Raw genomic sequence first — 21,575 nt, 5'->3', positions numbered from 1 at the left:
TCCTTATTTGATGCTACGAATATCGGCAAAACGGCCCGTGACGGCAGCCGCGGCGGCCATCGCCGGGCTGACCAGATGGGTACGCCCGCCACGGCCCTGACGACCTTCAAAATTGCGGTTGCTGGTCGAGGCGCAACGTTCGCCCGGATTCAGACGATCGTTATTCATCGCCAGGCACATCGAGCAGCCTGGCAGACGCCACTCAAAACCGGCTTCGATAAATATTTTATCCAGCCCTTCTGCTTCCGCCTGCGCTTTGACCGGGCCGGAGCCGGGAACCACCAGCGCCTGTACGCCCGGCGCGACTTTACGGCCTTTGGCGACTGCCGCCGCCGCGCGCAAATCTTCAATGCGTGAATTGGTACAAGAGCCGATAAAGACTTTATCGATAGCAACGTCCGTTAACGGTACGCCCGGCTGTAAGCCCATATAAGCCAGCGCTTTTTCAGCGCTGGCGCGTTCAACCGGATCGCTAAAGGAGGCGGGATCGGGGATGATGTCGGTGACGGAAATCACCTGGCCCGGATTAGTGCCCCAGGTCACCTGCGGCGCGATCTCTTCCGCCCGCAGGGTGACGACGGTATCAAAGGTCGCACCGTCATCGGTTTTCAGCGTTTTCCAGTACTCAACGGCGTCGTCAAAATCGCGGCCCTTCGGCGCGTGCAAACGCCCTTTTACGTAGTTGAAGGTGGTTTCATCCGGGGCGACCAGACCGGCTTTGGCACCCATCTCAATCGCCATATTGCACAGCGTCATGCGGCCTTCCATACTCAGCGCGCGGATCGCGTCGCCGCAAAATTCAACCACGTGTCCGGTACCGCCGGCGCTGCCGGTTTTGCCGATGATCGCCAGCACGATGTCTTTGGCGGTAATGCCCGGCGCGGCGTTGCCCGTGACTTCAATCTTCATGGTTTTAGCGCGCCCCTGTTTCAGGGTTTGCGTCGCCAGTACATGTTCCACCTCAGAGGTGCCGATGCCGAAGGCCAGCGCGCCAAACGCGCCGTGGGTGGCGGTGTGGGAGTCGCCGCAGACGATGGTCATGCCCGGCAGGGTGACGCCCTGTTCCGGCCCCATCACATGGACGATACCCTGATACGGGTGATTCAGGTCATACAGTTCAACGCCGAACTCGTTACAGTTCTTAATCAGCTCCTGCATCTGGATACGCGCCATTTCGCCGGAGGCGTTAATGTCTTTAGTCTGCGTCGAGACGTTGTGATCCATCGTGGCGAAGGTTTTCTCTGGCTGACGTACAGGACGATGGTGCGCGCGCAGACCGTCAAACGCCTGCGGTGAGGTGACTTCGTGTACCAGGTGGCGATCGATGTACAGCAACGGCGTTTCGTTTGGCGCCTCAAAGACCACGTGGGCATCAAATAATTTTTCGTATAATGTCTTCGCCATGATTACACCCCTTCTGCGACATAGCGGGCGATAATATCGCCCATCTCATCGGTACTGACCGCGGCAGCGCCCCGGGCTAAATCGCCGGTGCGAATGCCTTCTTCTAATGCGCGATTGATCGCCTGTTCAATGGCTGTTGCCGCCTCATCGGCGTCCAGGCTGTAGCGCAGCAGCAACGCCAGCGACAGGATCTGCGCAATCGGATTGGCGATATTTTTCCCGGCGATATCCGGCGCGGAGCCGCCAGCCGGTTCATACAGACCAAACCCTTGCTCGTTCAGGCTGGCGGACGGCAGCATCCCCATTGAGCCGGTGATCATGGCGCATTCGTCGGACAGAATGTCGCCGAACAGGTTAGAGCACAGCAGTACGTCAAACTGCGACGGGTCTTTAATCAACTGCATGGTGGCGTTATCGATGTACATGTGCGCCAGTTCCACGTCGGGATACGCTTTCGCGACGTCATTGACGATCTCACGCCACAGAATAGAGCTTTGCAGTACGTTGGCTTTATCAATAGAGGTGACTTTACGGCGGCGTTTACGCGCCGATTCAAAGGCGATACGGGCAATACGTTCGATCTCAAAGCGGTGATAAACTTCGGTATCAAAGGCTTTTTCGTACTGACCGCTGCCTTCGCGGCCTTTTGGCTGACCGAAATAGATCCCGCCAGTCAGCTCGCGCACGCACAGGATATCGAAACCGTTAGCGGCGATATCGGCGCGCAACGGGCAAAACGCTTCCAGTCCCTGATACAGTTTCGCCGGGCGCAGGTTACTGAACAATTTGAAATGTTTGCGCAGCGGCAGCAGGGCGCCGCGCTCCGGCTGGCTTTCCGGAGGCAAATTTTCCCATTTCGGGCCGCCGACGGAGCCAAACAGAACGGCATCCGCCTGCTCACACCCTTCAACGGTGGCTTTCGGCAGTGGATGACCATGATTGTCGATAGCAATACCGCCGACGTCATAGCGGCTGGTGGTAATACGCATACCAAAACGGCTGCGCACCGCGTCCATAACTTTCAGGGCTTGCGCCATGACTTCCGGGCCGATGCCGTCGCCCGGCAATACGGCAATATGATAGTTCTTCGACATTACACGGTTTCCTTGTTGTTCTCTTTATTGTGAGCTTTGCGTTGCAATTCTTTTTCAACTTCGGCGGCGCGCCAGATATTGTTCAGCACGTGCACCATCGCTTTGGCGGAGGATTCGACGATATCCGTCGCCAGCCCGACGCCGTGGAAGCGTCGACCATGATGGTTCACCACGATATCGACCTGACCCAGCGCGTCTTTGCCCTGGCCTTTGGCGTTCAGGTCGTATTTAACCAGCTCAACGTCGTAGCCCGTGATGCGGTTAATCGCCTGATAGATAGCATCGACCGGGCCATTGCCATTCGCCGCTTCGGCCTTGATCTCTTCACCACAGGCCAGTTTCACGGAAGCGGTGGCGATATCGCTGGAGCCGGACTGCACGCTGAAGTAGTCCAGACGGAAATGCTCTGGCTCTTCTTGCTGTTTATTAATGAACGCCAGCGCTTCCAGGTCGTAGTCAAACACCTGGCCTTTTTTGTCCGCCAGCTTCAGGAACGCGTCGTACAGGTGATCCATGTTGTAGTCTGTGTCTTTGTAACCCATCTCCTCCATGCGGTGTTTGACCGCGGCGCGGCCAGAGCGGGAGGTCAGATTCAGCTGTACCTGGTTCAGACCGATAGACTCCGGCGTCATGATTTCATAGTTTTCGCGGTTCTTGAGGACGCCGTCCTGGTGGATGCCGGAAGAGTGGGCGAAAGCGCCGCTGCCAACAATGGCTTTGTTGGCCGGAATTGGCATATTACAGATCTGGCTGACGGTCTGGCTGGTACGCCAGATTTCGTGGTGATTGATGTTGGTATGCACGTTCATAATGTCTTTGCGCACTTTAATCGCCATGATGACTTCTTCCAGCGCGCAGTTACCGGCGCGTTCGCCGATACCGTTCATCGCGCCTTCGACCTGACGCGCGCCCGCATGTATCGCCGCCAGTGAGTTGCCTACCGCTATCCCTAAATCGTCGTGGGTATGAACAGAGATGATGGCTTTGTCGATATTGGGGACACGTTCATACAGGCCGGAAATGATTCCCGCAAACTCAAACGGCATGGTATAGCCCACGGTATCGGGAATGTTGATGGTTTTCGCGCCGGCGTTTATGGCGGCTTCCACCACGCGCGCTAAATCGTCAACAGGCGTCCGGCCAGCGTCCTCGCAGGAGAATTCCACGTCATCAGTATAATTACGCGCATGCTTAACCATGTATACCGCGCGTTCGATGACCTCATCCAGCGTACTGCGCAGCTTGGTGGCGATATGCATTGGCGAGGTGGCGATAAAAGTATGGATACGAAACGCGTTGGCGACCTTCAGCGCCTGTGCCGCGACGTCGATGTCTTTTTCTACACAACGGGCCAGGGCGCAAACGCGGCTATTTTTGATGGTGCGCGCGATGGTTTGTACGGACTCAAAATCACCCGGAGAAGAGACCGGGAAGCCCACTTCCATTACATCAACGCCCATGCGCTCAAGGGCCAGGGCAATCTGCAGCTTCTCTTTCGCGCTCAGGCTGGCCTGTAACGCTTGTTCGCCGTCGCGTAAGGTCGTATCAAAAATAATGACTTGCTGGCTCATGATGTGGTCCTTGTCTCCTGGAGCGCCTTGCGTCAGGCATAAAAAAACCCGCGCAACGGCGCGGGTTTTTGTTTGACTTCGAGCTGACTTAATGCTGAATGCCGCCCACCAGTCTACCGCGCACAGTAAATGCGTTTAGTAGTAGCCCAGTGAAACGAACAATATGTGACATTAATTCAACTCCAGCGAATGCGATATGCTTTTAGTGGTACTGGATATGCCATTTGATGTCAACTCTGATTTCTAGCGCCATTGCATTTTGTTGGTCGTATCCGATACTTACTTTAGCTAATTGTGCTAGGTATGGCGTCCAATAAAGGATAAAAGAATGGGTAGACATTCATACTTTTCATTGTTTGAAATATTTAGGCATTTTTGTTTGCAAATTGGTTAGAGGAGCGGTCAGCTAAAGGTATGCTAAAGGTTAGGTTTATCTTTTTGATTTATTTTGTTTTTTAGTAAATAACCTTGTTTACTTAATGGGTAAAGATAATGTTATTGATAAATTAATGTTAACTTTTCCGGCATTAATAATATAAACATTTAATTGAAACTTAAATTATCATTCACTTGGCGTATGATTGTGTATTCGCCATGGTTATGGTTATATTGCTTCCGTAATTTAAACATTATGAATTGCGATGATGTGGCTCAGGGTACATTACGCTTGCGCTGGCATTCTATTTGTCTCTGTCAGCGTCTTTATGTTTTCCGAATTTTAACGCTTTCCCTTTTTCTTATTTTATATGCATGGTAAATCATATTTTCAGGAATTATTTCTGCTTTCAGCCAGAAAAAGGGAGTTAAGCGTGACAGTGGAGTTAGATATGCCAGAGGTCAAAACCGAAAAGCCGCATTTTTTAGAGATGAGCAAACCGCAGCTTCGCATGGTTGATTTGAACCTATTAACCGTGTTCGATGCGGTGATGCAAGAGCAGAATATTACGCGCGCCGCCCACACGCTCGGAATGTCGCAGCCTGCGGTCAGTAACGCCGTGGCGCGTCTGAAGGTTATGTTTAATGACGAACTTTTTGTTCGGTATGGACGAGGAATTCAGCCGACTGCCCGTGCATTTCAATTATTTGGTTCAGTCCGTCAGGCATTGCAATTGGTACAAAATGAATTGCCGGGATCGGGGTTTGAGCCGACCAGTAGCGAACGTGTATTCAACCTTTGCGTGTGCAGTCCGCTGGATAATATCCTGACGTCACAGATTTATAATCACGTAGAACAAATTGCGCCGAATATTCATGTCGTTTTTAAAGCATCGTTGAATCAGAATACCGAGCATCAGCTACGCTATCAGGAAACCGAGTTCGTTATTAGTTATGAAGAATTCCGTCGCCCTGAATTTACCAGCGTACCGCTATTTAAAGATGAAATGGTTTTAGTCGCCAGCCGGAAACATCCGCGTATTAGCGGCCCCCTGCTGGAAAGCGATGTTTATAGTGAACAACATGCGGTTGTTTCTCTCGAACGTTATGCTTCATTTAGTCAGCCATGGTATGACACGTCGGATAAACAGTCGAGCGTGGCTTATCAGGGCATGGCGCTTATCAGCGTTCTGAATGTGGTTTCGCAGACACATTTGGTCGCAATTGCCCCGCGTTGGTTGGCGGAAGAGTTTGCGGAGTCGCTGGATCTGCAAATATTGCCGTTGCCTTTAAAACTGAATAGCCGGACATGCTACCTTTCCTGGCATGAAGCGGCTGGGCGTGATAAAGGGCACCAATGGATGGAAGAGTTATTAGTCTCTGTTTGTAAGCGATAAAACCGGGCAGAATAAATCAGAAATACTTTCTGGTTTATTCTGCTTTTTGTCGTATATCAAAAATTTTATGCTGAATTAGCGCCTGGCGATTCTTTCCGTCACTATGAAAAATAGATGAATTGCTGTAAGTCTGCATTTATAAGCGATTATTTATTACCTGGTGTGATTCAGACGGAGTATTTCTCCACTTCTTCTCTTATTGCTTCCTGATTATTCTAATCTTCTTCCCCTTTACGTCATTCCCCCCAATTGCCAGGCGTGATAGCGAGCGGTTAAGGTGTCCATCAAACCGTGATGACAGGTATAAAGTGGAGGCAAGCCGTGGAGATGTTGTCTGGAGCCGAGATGGTCGTCCGATCGCTTATCGATCAAGGCGTAAAACAGGTGTTCGGCTATCCTGGAGGCGCAGTGCTTGATATTTATGATGCGCTACATACCGTCGGGGGGATCGAGCATGTACTGGTTCGCCATGAACAGGCCGCGGTGCATATGGCGGATGGTCTGGCGCGAGCCACTGGCGACGTTGGCGTGGTGCTGGTGACTTCCGGGCCGGGGGCGACCAATGCGATTACCGGGATTGCTACGGCCTATATGGATTCCATTCCGCTGGTGATTCTTTCCGGCCAGGTCGCTACCTCATTGATTGGCTATGATGCCTTTCAGGAGTGCGATATGGTGGGGATTTCCCGACCAGTGGTCAAACATAGCTTCCTGGTCAAACAGACGGAAGATATTCCGCAGGTACTTAAAAAAGCCTTCTGGCTGGCGGCAAGCGGGCGTCCCGGGCCGGTGGTTGTGGATCTGCCGAAAGATATTTTGAATCCGGCGAAAAAAATGCCGTATGCCTGGCCGGAAACGGTCAGTATGCGCTCTTACAATCCCACAACGTCAGGACATAAAGGACAAATTAAGCGTGCGTTGCAAACGCTGGCGTCGGCGAAAAAACCGGTGGTCTATGTCGGGGGAGGGGCGATAAGCGCAGCCTGCTATGCGCCGCTGCGCCACATAATCGAAACTTTTAACCTGCCGGTGGTCTCTTCATTAATGGGACTGGGCGCGTTTCCTGCTACTCATCGCCAGTCGTTAGGAATGCTGGGAATGCATGGCACTTATGAAGCCAATATGACCATGCATAGCGCTGACGTAATTTTTGCTGTTGGCGTACGATTTGACGACCGGACGACGAATAATCTCGCTAAATATTGTCCGAACGCGACGGTATTACATATCGATATTGACCCGACTTCTATATCCAAAACGGTGAATGCTGATATCCCGGTGGTAGGCGATGCCCGTCTGGTACTCGAACAAATGCTGGAGATGCTGGCGCAGGATGCGCCGTCTCAGCCGCGGGATGATATTCGCGACTGGTGGCAGCAGATAGAGATCTGGCGCGCCCGTCAGTGCCTGAAATATGACGCGGAAAGCGAAAGCATTAAACCCCAGGCGGTGATTGAAACCCTCTGGCGTCTGACGAAGGGCGACGCGTACGTAACGTCCGATGTAGGACAACACCAGATGTTTGCCGCCCTCTACTACCCGTTCGATAAACCGCGTCGCTGGATTAATTCCGGCGGGCTCGGCACGATGGGTTTTGGCCTACCGGCTGCGCTGGGCGTTAAAATGGCCCTGCCGAAAGAAATGGTGGTCTGCGTGACCGGCGATGGCAGTATACAGATGAACATTCAGGAGCTGTCGACAGCCTTACAGTATGAACTGCCGGTGCTGGTTCTGAACCTGAACAACCGTTATCTGGGGATGGTGAAACAGTGGCAGGACATGATCTATTCCGGTCGTCATTCTCAGTCTTATATGCAATCGTTGCCGGATTTTGTGCGCCTGGCGGAAGCGTATGGCCATGTCGGACTTCAGATTAACCGTCCGGATGAGCTGGAAAGCAAACTCAGCGAAGCCCTTGAGCAGGTACGTAATAACCGGCTGGTGTTCGTCGATGTCATTGTTGATGGCAGCGAGCATGTCTATCCGATGCAGATTCGCGGGGGCGGGATGGACGAAATGTGGTTAAGCAAAACGGAGAGGACCTGATGATGCGCCGGATATTATCGGTATTACTGGAAAACGAATCTGGGGCGTTATCGCGGGTTATCGGCCTCTTTTCGCAACGCGGATATAATATTGAAAGCCTGACCGTCGCGCCGACAGACGATCCGACGTTGTCACGCATGACAATCCAGACGGTAGGCGATGAAAAAGTGCTTGAGCAAATTGAAAAGCAACTGCACAAGCTGGTTGATGTGCTGCGCGTCAGCGAGCTGGGACAGGGAGCGCACGTTGAGCGGGAGGTCATGCTGGTGAAAATCCAGGCCAGCGGCTACGGACGAGAAGAGGTGAAGCGTAATACGGAAATTTTCCGTGGCCAGATTATTGATGTCACGCCAATGCTGTATACCGTCCAACTGGCGGGCACCAGCGATAAACTGGATGCTTTTCTGGCCTCGCTGCGAGACGTGGCGAAAATTGTTGAAGTGGCGCGTTCAGGTGTCGTCGGGCTTTCGCGCGGCGATAAGATTATGCGCTGAGCAGATTTGCCGGATGACGACGCGGTCGCGTCTTATCCGGCCTACAGGCTGATATCTGGCCCAGGCCGGATAAGCGTAGCGCCATCAGGCAGATTTGCCGGATATCAGCCAACAGGAATTATCGCCCCCAACCCAATATCACCGGTTGGGCTTTTTTTTTGCGAAATCCGTGGTAACCCGGAATAAAAGCGGTTGCCGGAGTGATCAAACTGCGCTTAGATGTTAAAGATTTTAACCCATGCCGACATAAAGGTTATGGTTTGTACAATTTACACAAGGGGCAATTGTGAAACTGGATGAAATCGCTCGGCTGGCCGGTGTCTCGCGTACAACTGCAAGCTACGTTATAAACGGTAAAGCAAAGCAATACCGCGTGAGCGACAAAACCGTAGAAAAAGTCATGGCGGTGGTGCGTGAGCACAATTACCATCCTAATGCTGTGGCTGCCGGGCTACGTGCTGGACGCACACGTTCCATTGGTCTGGTGATCCCGGACCTTGAAAACACGAGCTACACCCGTATCGCAAACTATCTTGAGCGCCAGGCGCGCCAGCGTGGTTACCAACTGCTGATCGCCTGTTCTGAAGATCAGCCGGATAACGAAATGCGCTGTATTGAGCACCTTTTACAACGCCAGGTGGATGCAATCATTGTTTCAACCTCGTTACCGCCGGAACATCCCTTTTATCAGCGCTGGGCTAACGATCCGTTCCCCATCGTCGCGCTCGACCGTGCGCTGGATCGTGAACATTTCACCAGCGTGGTCGGCGCCGATCAGGATGATGCCGAGATGTTGGCGGAAGAACTGCGTAAATTCCCGGCGGAAACGGTGCTTTATTTGGGCGCGCTGCCGGAGTTGTCTGTCAGCTTCCTGCGCGAACAGGGATTCCGTACCGCATGGAAAGACGATCCGCGGGAGGTGAATTTCTTATATGCCAACAGCTATGAACGCGAAGCCGCCGCACAGCTATTTGAGAAATGGCTGGAAACGCATCCTATGCCGCAGGCGCTCTTTACCACATCGTTCGCGCTATTACAGGGCGTGATGGACATTACGCTGCGGCGCGATGGAAAACTGCCCTCGGATTTGGCGATTGCGACCTTCGGCGATCATGAGCTGCTGGATTTTCTGCAATGTCCGGTGCTGGCGGTGGCGCAGCGTCATCGCGATGTCGCGGAACGCGTGCTGGAGATTGTGCTGGCAAGCCTTGATGAACCGCGTAAACCGAAACCGGGCTTAACGCGTATTCGGCGAAACCTGTATCGTCGTGGCATTCTAAGCCGTACCTAACGGACCGGCGGTAAAAGACCCTCTCTTCTGCCGCCGTCAAACAAAAAGCGTATCAGTAAAAATATCCCTCGAATAATTAAGATTATTCCTTAAAATTATCCGAAAATTCTTTTTTATTACTTTTCTTTTGTCCGCATTCCGATAATTAAGACGTAACAAGTGTTTTCCTTTGTCTTGTTTTGTTACAGGCGGGCAAGAAATCGTCGAATTAACAGCCACTTTCTCTCTCTGGCGCAACAGACGCCCGTAGGCGCTGGTATAGCAGGTGCCGCACACGTTAAACAGACATTGTTAACACAGTGCAATATGTCCTAAAATGCCGCTCGCGTCGCAAACTGACACTTTATATTTTTCTCGGATTATATTGAGTCCGTTTTAAACGGTGGTGGGTCTTTGGTTTTTTTCTTACAAATATTCATAACGTTAATTTGTCTGGTGCGCTGGACGGAAATTAATCAACGCAGATATTCGTCATAAACATTGGCTTTTTTACTTCGGTAAGCGTTGTGACTTGCTTGACAAGCTTTTCCTCCGCTCCGTAAACTCCTTCGAGTGGGAATTTGTGGGATAAAGTGGTAAGAAGGGGTGAGACTGGCATGTTCCGGGGGGCAACGTTAGTCAATCTCGACAGTAAAGGGCGCCTGACCGTGCCGACCCGTTATCGGGAGCAACTGATCGAGAGCGCTACCGGTCAAATGGTATGTACCATTGACATTCATCACCCATGCCTGCTGCTTTACCCCCTGCCTGAATGGGAAATTATTGAGCAAAAGTTATCTCGTCTGTCGAGCATGAACCCGGTAGAACGTCGCGTACAGCGGTTACTGTTGGGCCATGCCAGCGAATGTCAGATGGACGGTGCAGGTCGATTACTGATCGCGCCAGTTCTGCGGCAACATGCCGGACTGACGAAAGAAGTGATGCTGGTTGGACAGTTCAACAAATTTGAGCTGTGGGATGAAACGACCTGGTATCAACAGGTCAAGGAAGATATCGACGCTGAACAGTCAGCTACCGAAACGTTATCGGAGCGGCTGCAGGACTTGTCTCTATAAGATGATGGAAAATTTTAAACACACTACGGTACTGTTGGATGAAGCCGTTAATGGGCTGAATATTCGTCCGGATGGTATCTATATTGATGGCACATTTGGTCGCGGCGGCCACTCGCGCCTGATCCTCTCGCAACTGGGCGAAGAGGGGCGTTTGTTGGCGATCGATCGCGATCCGCAGGCGATCGCCGTTGCGCAGACCATTAATGATCCTCGCTTCTCCATCATTCATGGACCTTTTTCCGCGTTGGCTGATTATGTGGCCGAGCGCGAGCTTACCGGCAAGATTGACGGAGTCCTTCTCGATCTTGGCGTCTCTTCTCCGCAGCTTGATGATGCGGAGCGCGGTTTTTCATTTATGCGCGACGGTCCGCTGGATATGCGAATGGACCCGACGCGCGGCCAGTCTGCCGCCGAGTGGTTACAAACGGCGGAAGAGGCGGATATCGCCTGGGTGTTAAAAACATTCGGCGAGGAGCGTTTTGCCAAACGTATTGCTCGCGCCATTGTTGAGCGCAATCGCGAACAGCCGATGACCCGCACCAAAGAGCTGGCGGAAGTGGTTGCGGCGGCGACCCCGGTAAAAGACAAATTCAAACATCCCGCGACCCGTACCTTCCAGGCGGTGCGCATCTGGGTAAACAGTGAACTGGAGGAGATAGAGCAGGCGCTAAAAAGCTCGCTCAACGTGCTGGCCCCGGGCGGGCGGCTTTCAATCATCAGTTTCCACTCGCTGGAAGACCGTATTGTGAAACGCTTTATGCGTGAGCAAAGCCGCGGTCCACAAGTGCCGGCCGGATTACCGATGACGGAAGCGCAGCTCAAAAAACTGGGCGGTCGTGAGTTACGAGCGTTAGGCAAGTTGATGCCGGGTGAAAAAGAGGTAGCTGAAAATCCTCGGGCCCGTAGTTCAGTTCTGCGTATCGCAGAGAGGACGAACGCATGATCAGCAGAGTGACAGAAGCCCTAAGCAAAGTTAAGGGATCGATAGGAAGCAACGAGCGCCATGCCTTGCCTGGCGTGATCGGTGACGATCTTTTGCGGTTCGGGAAGCTGCCACTCTGCTTGTTCATTTGCATTATTTTAACGGCGGTGACGGTGGTCACGACGGCGCACCATACTCGCTTACTCACCGCGCAACGTGAACAACTGGTTCTGGAGCGCGATGCATTGGACATTGAATGGCGCAACCTGATCCTTGAAGAAAACGCGCTCGGCGATCATAGCCGGGTGGAGCGGATCGCAACGGAAAAGCTGCAAATGCAGCATGTTGATCCGTCCCAAGAAAATATCGTAGTGCAAAAATAAGGATAAACGCGACGCATGAAAGCAGCGGCAAAAACGCTATACGCGAAAGCATTCATGGTGCATCAAAGCGGCAAGCGCATGAATCCTCGGGAGCTTACTCAGGTAAGTGACAGGGGCGAGTATGCGCAGGCAACGCAGAGGCAGCTTGAAGGATGACGCGTATAAAATCGAAACGCCAGGAAGAACAGACCAACTTCATCAGTTGGCGTTTTGCGTTGCTGTGCGGCTGTATTTTACTGGCGCTGGTTTTTTTACTCGGGCGCGCGGCGTGGCTACAGATTATCGCTCCGGATATGCTGGTGCGTCAGGGCGATATGCGTTCGCTGCGTGTTCAGGAAGTCTCCACCTCACGCGGTATGATTACTGACCGTTCCGGGCGTCCACTGGCGGTCAGCGTACCGGTTAAGGCGATCTGGGCCGATCCGAAAGAAGTTCATGACGCCGGCGGCATCAGCGTCGGCGATCGCTGGAAAGCGCTTTCTACTGCGCTCAATATTCCGCTCGATCAGCTCTCCGCCCGTATCAACGCCAACCCGAAAGGACGTTTTATTTATCTGGCGCGCCAGGTAAATCCCGACATGGCAGACTACATCAAAAAACTCAAACTGCCGGGTATTCATTTGCGTGAAGAATCACGCCGCTACTACCCGTCAGGAGAAGTAACCGCTCACCTCATCGGTTTTACCAACGTCGACAGTCAGGGGATTGAAGGCGTTGAAAAGAGCTTCGATAAGTGGCTTACCGGTCAGCCTGGCGAGCGAATCGTGCGTAAAGACCGCTATGGCCGCGTGATTGAGGATATCTCCTCCACTGACAGCCAGGCGGCGCACAACCTGGCGTTAAGCATTGATGAACGCTTACAGGCGTTGGTTTACCGCGAACTGAACAATGCGGTGGCGTTTAACAAGGCGGAATCCGGTAGCGCGGTGTTGGTCGATGTCAATACCGGTGAAGTACTGGCGATGGCGAACAGCCCTTCCTATAACCCCAACAACCTTGCCGGTACGCCGAAAGACGCGATGCGTAACCGCACCATCACCGACGTGTTTGAACCGGGTTCTACGGTTAAGCCGATGGTGGTGATGACCGCGCTTCAGCGCGGTATCGTCAACGAAAATACGGTGTTGAATACCGTTCCATACCGAATTAACGGCCACGAAATCAAAGACGTGGCGCGCTACAGCGAATTAACCCTGACCGGGGTTCTACAGAAGTCGAGTAACGTCGGCGTATCCAAACTGGCGTTAGCGATGCCGTCCTCAGCGTTAGTAGATACTTACTCACGTTTTGGGCTAGGAAAGGCGACCAATTTGGGGTTGGTCGGAGAACGCAGTGGCTTATATCCTCAAAAACAACGGTGGTCCGACATAGAGAGGGCCACCTTCTCTTTCGGCTACGGGCTAATGGTAACGCCGTTACAGTTAGCGCGAGTCTATGCAACGATCGGTAGCTATGGCATTTATCGCCCGCTGTCGATTACCAAAGTCGATCCGCCTGTACCCGGCGAACGCATCTTCCCTGAATCCACCGTGCGCACCGTGGTGCATATGATGGAAAGCGTGGCGCTGCCTGGCGGCGGCGGCGTGAAAGCGGCAATTAAAGGCTACCGTATCGCTATCAAAACCGGTACGGCGAAAAAAGTGGGGCCGGACGGTCGCTACATCAACAAATACATTGCTTATACCGCAGGCGTAGCGCCTGCGAGTCAGCCGCGCTTCGCGCTGGTAGTTGTAATCAACGATCCGCAGGCGGGTAAATACTACGGCGGCGCCGTTTCCGCGCCGGTGTTTGGTGCCATCATGGGCGGCGTTCTGCGCACCATGAACATCGAACCGGACGCGCTGGCAACGGGCGAAAAAAATGAATTCGTAATTAATCAAGGCGAGGGAACAGGTGGCAGATCGTAATTTGCGCGACCTTCTTGCTCCGTGGGTAGCTGGACTACCCGCGCGAGAACTGCGAGAGATGACGCTCGACAGCCGTGTGGCTGCGGCGGGCGATCTCTTTGTGGCAGTGGTGGGTCATCAGGCGGACGGGCGTCGATATATCCCGCAGGCGATAGCGCAAGGCGTAGCTGCCATTATTGCAGAGGCGAAAGACGAGGCGACCGACGGTGAGATTCGCGAAATGCACGGCGTACCGGTCGTCTATCTCAGCCAGCTCAATGAGCGTTTATCGGCGCTGGCGGGCCGCTTTTACCACGAGCCATCTGAAAACATGCGTCTGGTGGCGGTGACCGGCACCAACGGCAAGACCACCACCACCCAACTGCTGGCGCAGTGGAGCCAGTTGCTCGGCGAAACCAGCGCGGTGATGGGAACGGTAGGCAACGGACTGTTGGGCAAAGTGATCCCGACGGAGAACACAACCGGTTCCGCTGTGGATGTTCAGCATGTGCTGGCCAGTCTGGTTGCGCAGGGCGCGACCTTCGGCGCGATGGAAGTCTCTTCTCACGGCCTGGTGCAGCATCGCGTGGCGGCGCTGAAATTTGCTGCCTCCGTATTTACTAATTTGAGCCGCGACCATCTCGACTATCATGGCGATATGGCGCATTACGAGGCGGCAAAATGGATGCTTTATTCAACTCACCATCACGGGCAGGCAATCGTCAACGCCGATGATGAAGTTGGACGCCGCTGGCTGGCGTCGCTACCCGATGCGGTCGCAGTATCGATGGAAGGGCATATCAATCCTAACTGTCACGGCCGTTGGCTGAAAGCGGAGGCGGTGGACTACCACGACCGCGGAGCGACGATTCGTTTTGCTTCAAGCTGGGGTGAAGGCGAAATAGAAAGCCGCCTGATGGGCGCGTTTAACGTCAGCAACTTACTGCTGGCATTGTCGACGCTGCTGGCGCTGGGCTATCCGTTAACGGATTTGCTGAAAACCGCCGCGCGTTTGCAGCCGGTTTGCGGGCGGATGGAAGTCTTTAGCGCGCCAGGCAAAGCCACTGTCGTTGTCGATTACGCGCACACGCCTGATGCGCTGGAAAAAGCGTTGCAGGCGGCGCGTCTGCACTGCGCCGGAAAATTATGGTGCGTCTTTGGCTGTGGCGGGGATCGTGACAAAGGTAAGCGCCCACTCATGGGGGCCATTGCCGAAGAGTTCGCGGATATCGTCGTGGTGACTGACGATAACCCGCGTACCGAGGAGCCGCGCGCCATTATCAACGATATTCTGGCTGGAATGCTGGACGCCGGGCAGGTCAGGGTAATGGAAGGCCGCGCTGAGGCGGTAACCAACGCCATTATGCAGGCAAAAGACAATGACGTCGTGCTGATTGCAGGTAAAGGGCACGAGGATTACCAGATTGTCGGCACGCAGCGTCTTGATTATTCAGACCGCGTGACCGCAGCGCGTTTGCTGGGGGTGATCGCATGATTAGCGTAACGCTCAGCAAAATTGCCGATGTCCTTGGCGCCGAACATCGCGGGGCGGATCTCACTCTCGATACGGTCATTACCGATACACGGAAAGTGACGCCGGGATGCCTGTTCGTGGCGCTGAAAGGGGAACGCTTTGATGCACATGATTTTGCCGATAAAGCAAAAGCGAACGGCGCTGGCGCACTGTTGGTCAGCCGTCCTCTGGATATCGATCTTCCGCAGGTGATTGTAAACGACACGCGTCAGGCATTTGGCCAACTGGCCGCCTGGGTGCGTATGCAGGTACCGGCGCGGGTGGTGGCGTTAACCGGTTCGTCCGGCAAAACCTCGGTCAAAGAGATGACCGCCGCGATGCTTAGCCAGTGTGGAAATACCCTGTATACCGCAGGCAATTTTAACAACGACATCGGCGTGCCAATAACGCTGCTGCGCTTAAACCATGATTATGACTATGCGGTAATCGAGTTAGGCGCTAATCACCAGGGAGAAATCGCCTGGACCGTTAGCCTGACGCGCCCGGAAGCTGCGCTGGTCAATAACCTGGCGGCGGCGCATCTGGAAGGCTTCGGCTCGTTGGCCGGCGTGGCGAAAGCGAAAGGCGAAATCTATACCGGTTTGCCTGAGAACGGTATCGCGATTATGAATGCCGATAATAATGACTGGCTGAACTGGCAAAGCATTATTGGCGATCGCCAGGTGTGGCGCTTTTCGCCGAATGCGGCAAACAGCGACTTTACTGCCGCGAATATCCACGTTACGTCACACGGTACCGAATTTACCCTGCAAACGCCGATGGGCAGCATTGATGTGCTACTGCCGTTGCCGGGGCGGCATAATATTGCTAACGCGCTGGCGGCCTCTGCTTTATCAATGGCGGTGGGGGCGACGCTTACGGCGATTAAAGCAGGGCTGGCAACGTTAAAAGCCGTACCCGGGCGTCTGTTCCCGATTCAGCTAAGTGAAAAACAACTGGTGCTGGATGACGCTTATAACGCCAACGTCGGTTCGATGACCGCCGCAGTGCAGGTCCTTTCTGAAATGCCAGGCTACCGCGTGCTGGTGGTAGGCGATATGGCCGAACTGGGCGCAGAAAGCGAAGCGTGCCACCTCCAGGTTGGCGAGGCCGCAAAGGCGGCGGGTATTGATCGCGTGTTAAGTACCGGAAAACTCAGTCAGGCTATCAGTCACGCCAGCGGCGTCGGCGAACATTTTGCCGATAAAGCCGCGCTGATTGCGCGTTTACACGCTCTGCTTCAGGAGCAACCGATGATGACTATTTTAGTGAAAGGATCACGCAGCGCCGCGATGGAAGACGTGGTTCATGCGTTACAGGAGAAAGGTTCATGTTAGTTTGGCTGGCCGAGCATTTGGTCAAATATTATTCCGGCTTTAACGTCTTTTCTTATCTGACGTTTCGCGCCATCGTCAGCCTGCTGACCGCGCTGTTCATCTCTTTATGGATGGGCCCGCGTATGATCGCTCGTCTGCAAAAACTCTCTTTTGGCCAGGTGGTACGTAATGATGGCCCGGAATCGCACTTCAGTAAACGTGGTACGCCGACGATGGGCGGCATCATGATCCTGACGGCGATTGTGATTTCCGTTCTGTTATGGGCTTACCCGTCTAACCCGTACGTCTGGTGCGTGCTGGTGGTACTGATTGGCTACGGCATTATCGGTTTTGTCGATGACTACCGCAAAGTGGTGCGGAAAGATACCAAAGGGCTGATTGCGCGCTGGAAATATTTCTGGATGTCGGTTATCGCGCTCGGCGTGGCCTTTGCGCTTTATCTCGTCGGGAAAGACACGCCCGCGACCCAGTTGGTGGTACCGTTCTTTAAAGATGTTATGCCGCAATTGGGGCTGTTTTACATTCTGCTGTCCTACTTTGTCATCGTCGGTACGGGTAACGCCGTGAACCTGACCGATGGGCTTGATGGTCTGGCGATTATGCCGACTGTTTTCGTTGCCGCCGGCTTTGCGTTGGTGGCCTGGGCGACCGGGAACATGAACTTCGCCAATTACCTGCATATTCCGTATTTGCGTCATGCGGGCGAGCTGGTGATTGTCTGTACGGCGATTGTCGGCGCGGGATTAGGATTCTTGTGGTTTAACACCTATCCGGCGCAGGTTTTTATGGGCGATGTCGGATCGCTGGCGTTGGGTGGCGCGTTGGGCATTATCGCCGTGCTGCTGCGTCAGGAATTCTTGCTGGTGATCATGGGTGGCGTCTTTGTGGTGGAAACCCTGTCGGTCATCCTGCAGGTGGGTTCCTTCAAACTACGCGGACAGCGTATTTTCCGTATGGCGCCTATCCATCACCACTATGAACTGAAAGGCTGGCCGGAACCGCGCGTGATTGTGCGCTTCTGGATTATTTCGCTGATGCTGGTGCTCATTGGCCTGGCAACGCTGAAGGTACGTTAATCATGGCTGATTATCAGGACAAAAACGTCGTCATTATCGGTCTGGGCTTAACCGGACTCTCTTGCGTGGACTTTTTCCTCGCCCGCGGCGTGACGCCGCGGGTGATGGATACTCGCGTGACGCCGCCGGGTCTGGATAAGCTGCCGCAAGAGGTTGAGCGTCACGTTGGCGGTCTGAACGACGAGTGGCTCTTAGCGGCGGATTTAATCGTCGCCAGCCCTGGCATCGCCCTGGCGCATCCCTCTCTTAGCGCTGCCGCCAGCGCTGGAGTAGAAATTGTCGGCGATATCGAACTGTTTTGCCGCGAAGCGCAAGCGCCGATTGTGGCCATCACCGGCTCTAACGGCAAAAGCACCGTGACCACATTAGTGGGTGAGATGGCGAAGGCGGCGGGCGTCAGTGTTGGTGTTGGCGGCAATATCGGTCTTCCGGCGCTGATGCTGTTGGATGCCGATCGCGAATTGTACGTGTTGGAATTATCCAGTTTCCAACTGGAAACCACGTCAAGTTTGCAGGCGGTGGCGGCAACGGTGCTCAATGTTACTGAGGATCATATGGATAGGTATCCGTTTGGTCTGCAACAGTACCGGTCGGCGAAACTGCGCGTCTACGAGAAGGCGAAAGTGTGCGTAGTGAATGCCGATGACGCGTTGACGATGCCGGTACGCGGGGCCGATGAACGCTGTGTCAGCTTTGGCGTCAATATGGGTGATTATCACCTTAATCGTCAGCAGGGCGAAACCTGGCTGCGAGTCAAAGGCGAGAAGGTGCTGAACGTGAAAGAGATGAAGCTTTCCGGTCAGCATAACTATACCAATGCGTTAGCGGCGCTGGCTCTGGCGGATGCCGCAGGCCTGCCGCGCGCCAGCAGTTTGAAGGCGTTGACGACATTTACCGGTCTGGCGCACCGCTTCCAACTGGCGCTGGAGCATAACGGTGTACGTTGGATCAACGACTCGAAAGCGACCAACGTCGGCAGTACCGAAGCGGCGCTAAACGGTTTGCATGTGGACGGTACGCTGCATCTGCTGCTGGGCGGCGACGGTAAGTCGGCAGACTTTTCTTCGTTGGCGCGCTATTTGACCGGCGACCGTATCCGTCTGTATTGCTTTGGGCGCGATGGTGCGCAGCTTGCCGCGCTGCGCCCGGAAATCGCCCAACAGACTGAGACGATGGAAGAGGCGATGCGTCTGCTGGCGCCACGCGTTCAGCCGGGGGATATGGTGCTGTTGTCGCCCGCCTGCGCCAGCCTCGATCAGTTTAAAAGTTTTGAGCAACGGGGCGATGTCTTTACCCGTCTGGCGAAGGAGCTAGGTTGATGCGTTTATCTCTCCCCCGTCTGAGAATGCCGCGCGTACCAGGTTTTGGCCTCCTGGCCTGGCTGTTTGCGGCGCTTAAAGGCTGGGTGATGGCTTCGCGCGATAAAGACGCCGACAGCCTGATCATGTATGACCGCACGCTGCTATGGCTGACCTTCGGGCTGGCGGCGATTGGTTTTGTCATGGTGACGTCGGCCTCCATGCCAGTCGGGCAGCGCCTGGCGAACGATCCGTTTTTGTTTGCCAAACGTGATGCGCTCTATATCTTCCTGGCATTTTGTCTGGCGATGGTCACGCTGCGTTTGCCAATGACTTTCTGGCAAAAATACAGCACGACGATGCTGATTGCGTCGATCATTATGCTGCTTATCGTGCTGGTCGTCGGGAGTTCGGTCAACGGGGCGTCGCGCTGGATTGCGCTGGGGCCGCTGCGTATCCAGCCTGCGGAGTTTACCAAGCTGTCGCTGTTTTGCTACCTCGCGAACTATCTGGTGCGTAAGGTTGATGAGGTGCGAAACAACCTGCGCGGCTTTTTAAAACCAATGGGGGTGATTCTGGTGCTGGCGGTGTTACTGCTGGCGCAGCCTGACCTCGGGACGGTGGTCGTACTGTTTGTCACCACGCTGGCGATGCTGTTTCTCGCCGGGGCGAAATTATGGCAGTTCATCGCCATTATCGGGATGGGCATCTCGGCGGTGATTCTGCTAATCCTCGCCGAACCGTATCGTATTCGCCGCGTCACCTCTTTCTGGAATCCCTGGGAAGATCCGTTCGGCAGCGGTTATCAGCTAACGCAGTCGCTGATGGCTTTTGGTCGCGGTGAGATATGGGGGCAAGGGCTGGGGAATTCGGTGCAGAAACTGGAGTATTTGCCGGAGGCGCACACCGATTTCATCTTCGCCATTATTGGGGAAGAACTGGGTTATATCGGTGTGGTATTGGCGCTTTTAATGGTATTCTTCGTCGCTTTTCGCGCGATGTCGATTGGCCGTAAGGCGCTGGAGATTGACCACCGTTTTTCCGGTTTTTTAGCGTGTTCTATCGGTATCTGGTTTAGCTTCCAGGCGCTGGTAAACGTTGGCGCGGCTGCGGGGATGCTGCCGACCAAAGGACTTACGCTGCCGCTGATCAGCTATGGCGGGTCGAGTCTGTTGATTATGTCGACGGCCATTATGTTTTTATTACGTATTGATTATGAAACGCGTCTGGAAAAAGCGCAGGCGTTTACACGAGGTTCTCGATGAGTGGTCAACCGAAGCGGTTAATGGTGATGGCGGGCGGTACCGGCGGACACGTGTTCCCGGGACTGGCCGTTGCGCATCATTTAATGGCCCAGGGCTGGCAGGTTCGCTGGCTGGGTACCGCCGATCGTATGGAAGCGGATTTAGTGCCGAAGCATGGTATCGACATTGACTTTATTCGGATCTCCGGCCTGCGCGGTAAAGGCGTAAAAGCACTTCTGGCGGCGCCGTTGCGGATTTTTAACGCCTGGCGGCAGGCGCGGGCGATCATGAAACGGTTTAAGCCGGATGTCGTGCTGGGAATGGGCGGTTATGTTTCCGGCCCCGGCGGTCTTGCCGCCTGGTCATTGGGTATTCCGGTCGTCTTGCATGAGCAAAATGGTATCGCCGGGCTAACCAATCAGTGGCTGGCCAAAATCGCGACCACGGTGATGCAGGCGTTTCCCGGTGCGTTTCCGAACGCGGAAGTGGTGGGTAACCCGGTGCGTACCGACGTACTGGCGTTGCCGCTGCCGCAGACGCGTCTGGCCGGTCGTAGCGGCCCGATTCGCGTGTTGGTGGTCGGCGGCTCTCAGGGGGCGCGAGTCCTGAACCAGACGTTGCCGCAGGTTGCCGCCAGACTGGGCGATACGGTTACAATCTGGCATCAAAGTGGAAAAGGCGCGCAGCACACGGTAGAGCAGGCGTATGCCGGGGCGGGACAACCGCAGCATAAGGTGACGGAATTTATCGATGACATGGCCGCCGCCTATGCGTGGGCGGATGTGGTGGTGTGTCGTTCCGGCGCTTTAACGGTGAGCGAGATCGCCGCCGCCGGGTTACCGGCGATATTCGTGCCGTTTCAACATAAAGACAGGCAGCAGTACTGGAATGCGCTGCCGTTAGAAAACGCTGGCGCAGCTAAGATTTTTGAGCAGCCGCAGTTTACTGTAGAGGCTGTCGCCGACACCCTGGCGGGGTGGTCGCGCGCGACGTTATTAACCATGGCGGAGCGTGCCCGCGCGGTATCTATTCCGGATGCCACCGAGCGCGTCGCCAGTGAAGTCAGCCGGGTTGCCCGGACATAATTTGTAGCGGTGCCTTTTGCATCGTAGGGTTTTTCTACCCTCAATAATTTGGGTTGCAGGAAAGCCAACGCACCTGCAATTTGAAGTATGACGGGTATTGGAGT

18 protein-coding genes are annotated in these 21,575 nt (G+C 54.2%); 14 read left to right on the top strand and 4 right to left on the bottom strand.

The annotated features are described in order from the left end of the window. Positions 1-3: 3 nt before the first annotated feature. The 4 genes from leuC to leuL all read right to left on the bottom strand — a co-directional run bounded on the left by leuC (position 4) and on the right by leuL (position 4,241). Entirely contained in the window at positions 4-1,404 is a 1,401-nt protein-coding gene (gene leuC / locus F4V72_RS09850; RefSeq protein WP_023245699.1) for a 3-isopropylmalate dehydratase large subunit, read from the bottom strand. 2 nt (positions 1,405-1,406) lie between these two features. Continuing rightward, entirely contained in the window at positions 1,407-2,498 is a 1,092-nt protein-coding gene (gene leuB, locus F4V72_RS09845; RefSeq protein WP_023245700.1) for a 3-isopropylmalate dehydrogenase, read from the bottom strand. Beyond that, complete coding sequence (leuA, locus tag F4V72_RS09840) at positions 2,498-4,069, bottom strand: 2-isopropylmalate synthase (RefSeq protein WP_114048552.1); 1,572 nt, start codon at positions 4,067-4,069, stop codon at positions 2,498-2,500. The genes leuB and leuA overlap by 1 nt, the downstream gene beginning before the upstream one ends. Positions 4,070-4,157: 88 nt before the next feature. Then, positions 4,158-4,241 (bottom strand): leu operon leader peptide, encoded by an 84-nt coding sequence (leuL, locus tag F4V72_RS09835; protein WP_136058621.1) that lies wholly within the window; start codon positions 4,239-4,241, stop codon positions 4,158-4,160. A gap of 655 nt (positions 4,242-4,896) precedes the next feature. On the opposite strand from leuL, the gene leuO reads away from it, so the two are divergent. From leuO to murG, 14 genes are all read left to right on the top strand, one after another. Continuing rightward, complete coding sequence (leuO, locus tag F4V72_RS09830; RefSeq protein ID WP_023245703.1) at positions 4,897-5,841, top strand: transcriptional regulator LeuO; 945 nt, start codon at positions 4,897-4,899, stop codon at positions 5,839-5,841. Between the two features lie 321 nt (positions 5,842-6,162). Continuing rightward, positions 6,163-7,887, top strand: coding sequence for an acetolactate synthase 3 large subunit (gene ilvI, locus F4V72_RS09825; RefSeq protein WP_053508828.1), 1,725 nt, complete (start codon positions 6,163-6,165; stop codon positions 7,885-7,887). A 2-nt stretch (positions 7,888-7,889) separates the two neighbouring features. Continuing rightward, on the top strand, positions 7,890-8,381 hold the full coding sequence (ilvN, locus tag F4V72_RS09820) for an acetolactate synthase small subunit (RefSeq protein ID WP_023245705.1): 492 nt from the start codon (positions 7,890-7,892) through the stop codon (positions 8,379-8,381). A gap of 286 nt (positions 8,382-8,667) precedes the next feature. Continuing rightward, positions 8,668-9,672, top strand: a complete 1,005-nt coding sequence (gene cra / locus F4V72_RS09815; protein WP_070801431.1) for a catabolite repressor/activator — start codon at positions 8,668-8,670, stop codon at positions 9,670-9,672. A gap of 596 nt (positions 9,673-10,268) precedes the next feature. After that, positions 10,269-10,727: a division/cell wall cluster transcriptional repressor MraZ gene (gene mraZ / locus F4V72_RS09810; protein ID WP_000488294.1), complete on the top strand. Its 459-nt coding sequence runs from the start codon at positions 10,269-10,271 to the stop codon at positions 10,725-10,727. Position 10,728: 1 nt separating this feature from the next. After that, positions 10,729-11,670, top strand: a complete 942-nt coding sequence (gene rsmH, locus F4V72_RS09805; RefSeq protein WP_023245708.1) for a 16S rRNA (cytosine(1402)-N(4))-methyltransferase RsmH — start codon at positions 10,729-10,731, stop codon at positions 11,668-11,670. Then, positions 11,667-12,032, top strand: a complete 366-nt coding sequence (gene ftsL / locus F4V72_RS09800; RefSeq protein WP_000625651.1) for a cell division protein FtsL — start codon at positions 11,667-11,669, stop codon at positions 12,030-12,032. Before rsmH ends, ftsL begins: the two co-directional genes overlap by 4 nt. A gap of 152 nt (positions 12,033-12,184) precedes the next feature. Then, positions 12,185-13,939, top strand: a complete 1,755-nt coding sequence (ftsI, locus tag F4V72_RS09795) for a peptidoglycan glycosyltransferase FtsI (RefSeq protein WP_000196885.1) — start codon at positions 12,185-12,187, stop codon at positions 13,937-13,939. After that, positions 13,926-15,413 (top strand): UDP-N-acetylmuramoyl-L-alanyl-D-glutamate--2,6-diaminopimelate ligase, encoded by a 1,488-nt coding sequence (gene murE / locus F4V72_RS09790; protein ID WP_053508822.1) that lies wholly within the window; start codon positions 13,926-13,928, stop codon positions 15,411-15,413. The genes ftsI and murE overlap by 14 nt, the downstream gene beginning before the upstream one ends. Beyond that, positions 15,410-16,768 (top strand): UDP-N-acetylmuramoyl-tripeptide--D-alanyl-D-alanine ligase, encoded by a 1,359-nt coding sequence (gene murF / locus F4V72_RS09785; RefSeq protein WP_023245711.1) that lies wholly within the window; start codon positions 15,410-15,412, stop codon positions 16,766-16,768. The genes murE and murF overlap by 4 nt, the downstream gene beginning before the upstream one ends. Beyond that, positions 16,762-17,844: a phospho-N-acetylmuramoyl-pentapeptide-transferase gene (gene mraY, locus F4V72_RS09780; protein ID WP_000964138.1), complete on the top strand. Its 1,083-nt coding sequence runs from the start codon at positions 16,762-16,764 to the stop codon at positions 17,842-17,844. The genes murF and mraY overlap by 7 nt, the downstream gene beginning before the upstream one ends. Before the next feature lie 2 nt (positions 17,845-17,846). Continuing rightward, positions 17,847-19,163 (top strand): UDP-N-acetylmuramoyl-L-alanine--D-glutamate ligase, encoded by a 1,317-nt coding sequence (gene murD, locus F4V72_RS09775; protein ID WP_053508820.1) that lies wholly within the window; start codon positions 17,847-17,849, stop codon positions 19,161-19,163. After that, complete coding sequence (gene ftsW / locus F4V72_RS09770; protein ID WP_001239803.1) at positions 19,163-20,407, top strand: cell division protein FtsW; 1,245 nt, start codon at positions 19,163-19,165, stop codon at positions 20,405-20,407. Before murD ends, ftsW begins: the two co-directional genes overlap by 1 nt. Further along, on the top strand, positions 20,404-21,471 hold the full coding sequence (gene murG / locus F4V72_RS09765; protein ID WP_070801434.1) for an undecaprenyldiphospho-muramoylpentapeptide beta-N-acetylglucosaminyltransferase: 1,068 nt from the start codon (positions 20,404-20,406) through the stop codon (positions 21,469-21,471). Before ftsW ends, murG begins: the two co-directional genes overlap by 4 nt. The last annotated feature ends 104 nt before the right edge of the window (positions 21,472-21,575 follow it).

This window comes from Salmonella enterica subsp. diarizonae, from assembly GCF_008692785.1.
Lineage (GTDB): Bacteria > Pseudomonadota > Gammaproteobacteria > Enterobacterales > Enterobacteriaceae > Salmonella > Salmonella diarizonae.
The sequence above is the reverse complement of the archived record's forward strand: the minus strand, read 5'-3'. Positions and strand labels throughout refer to the sequence as shown.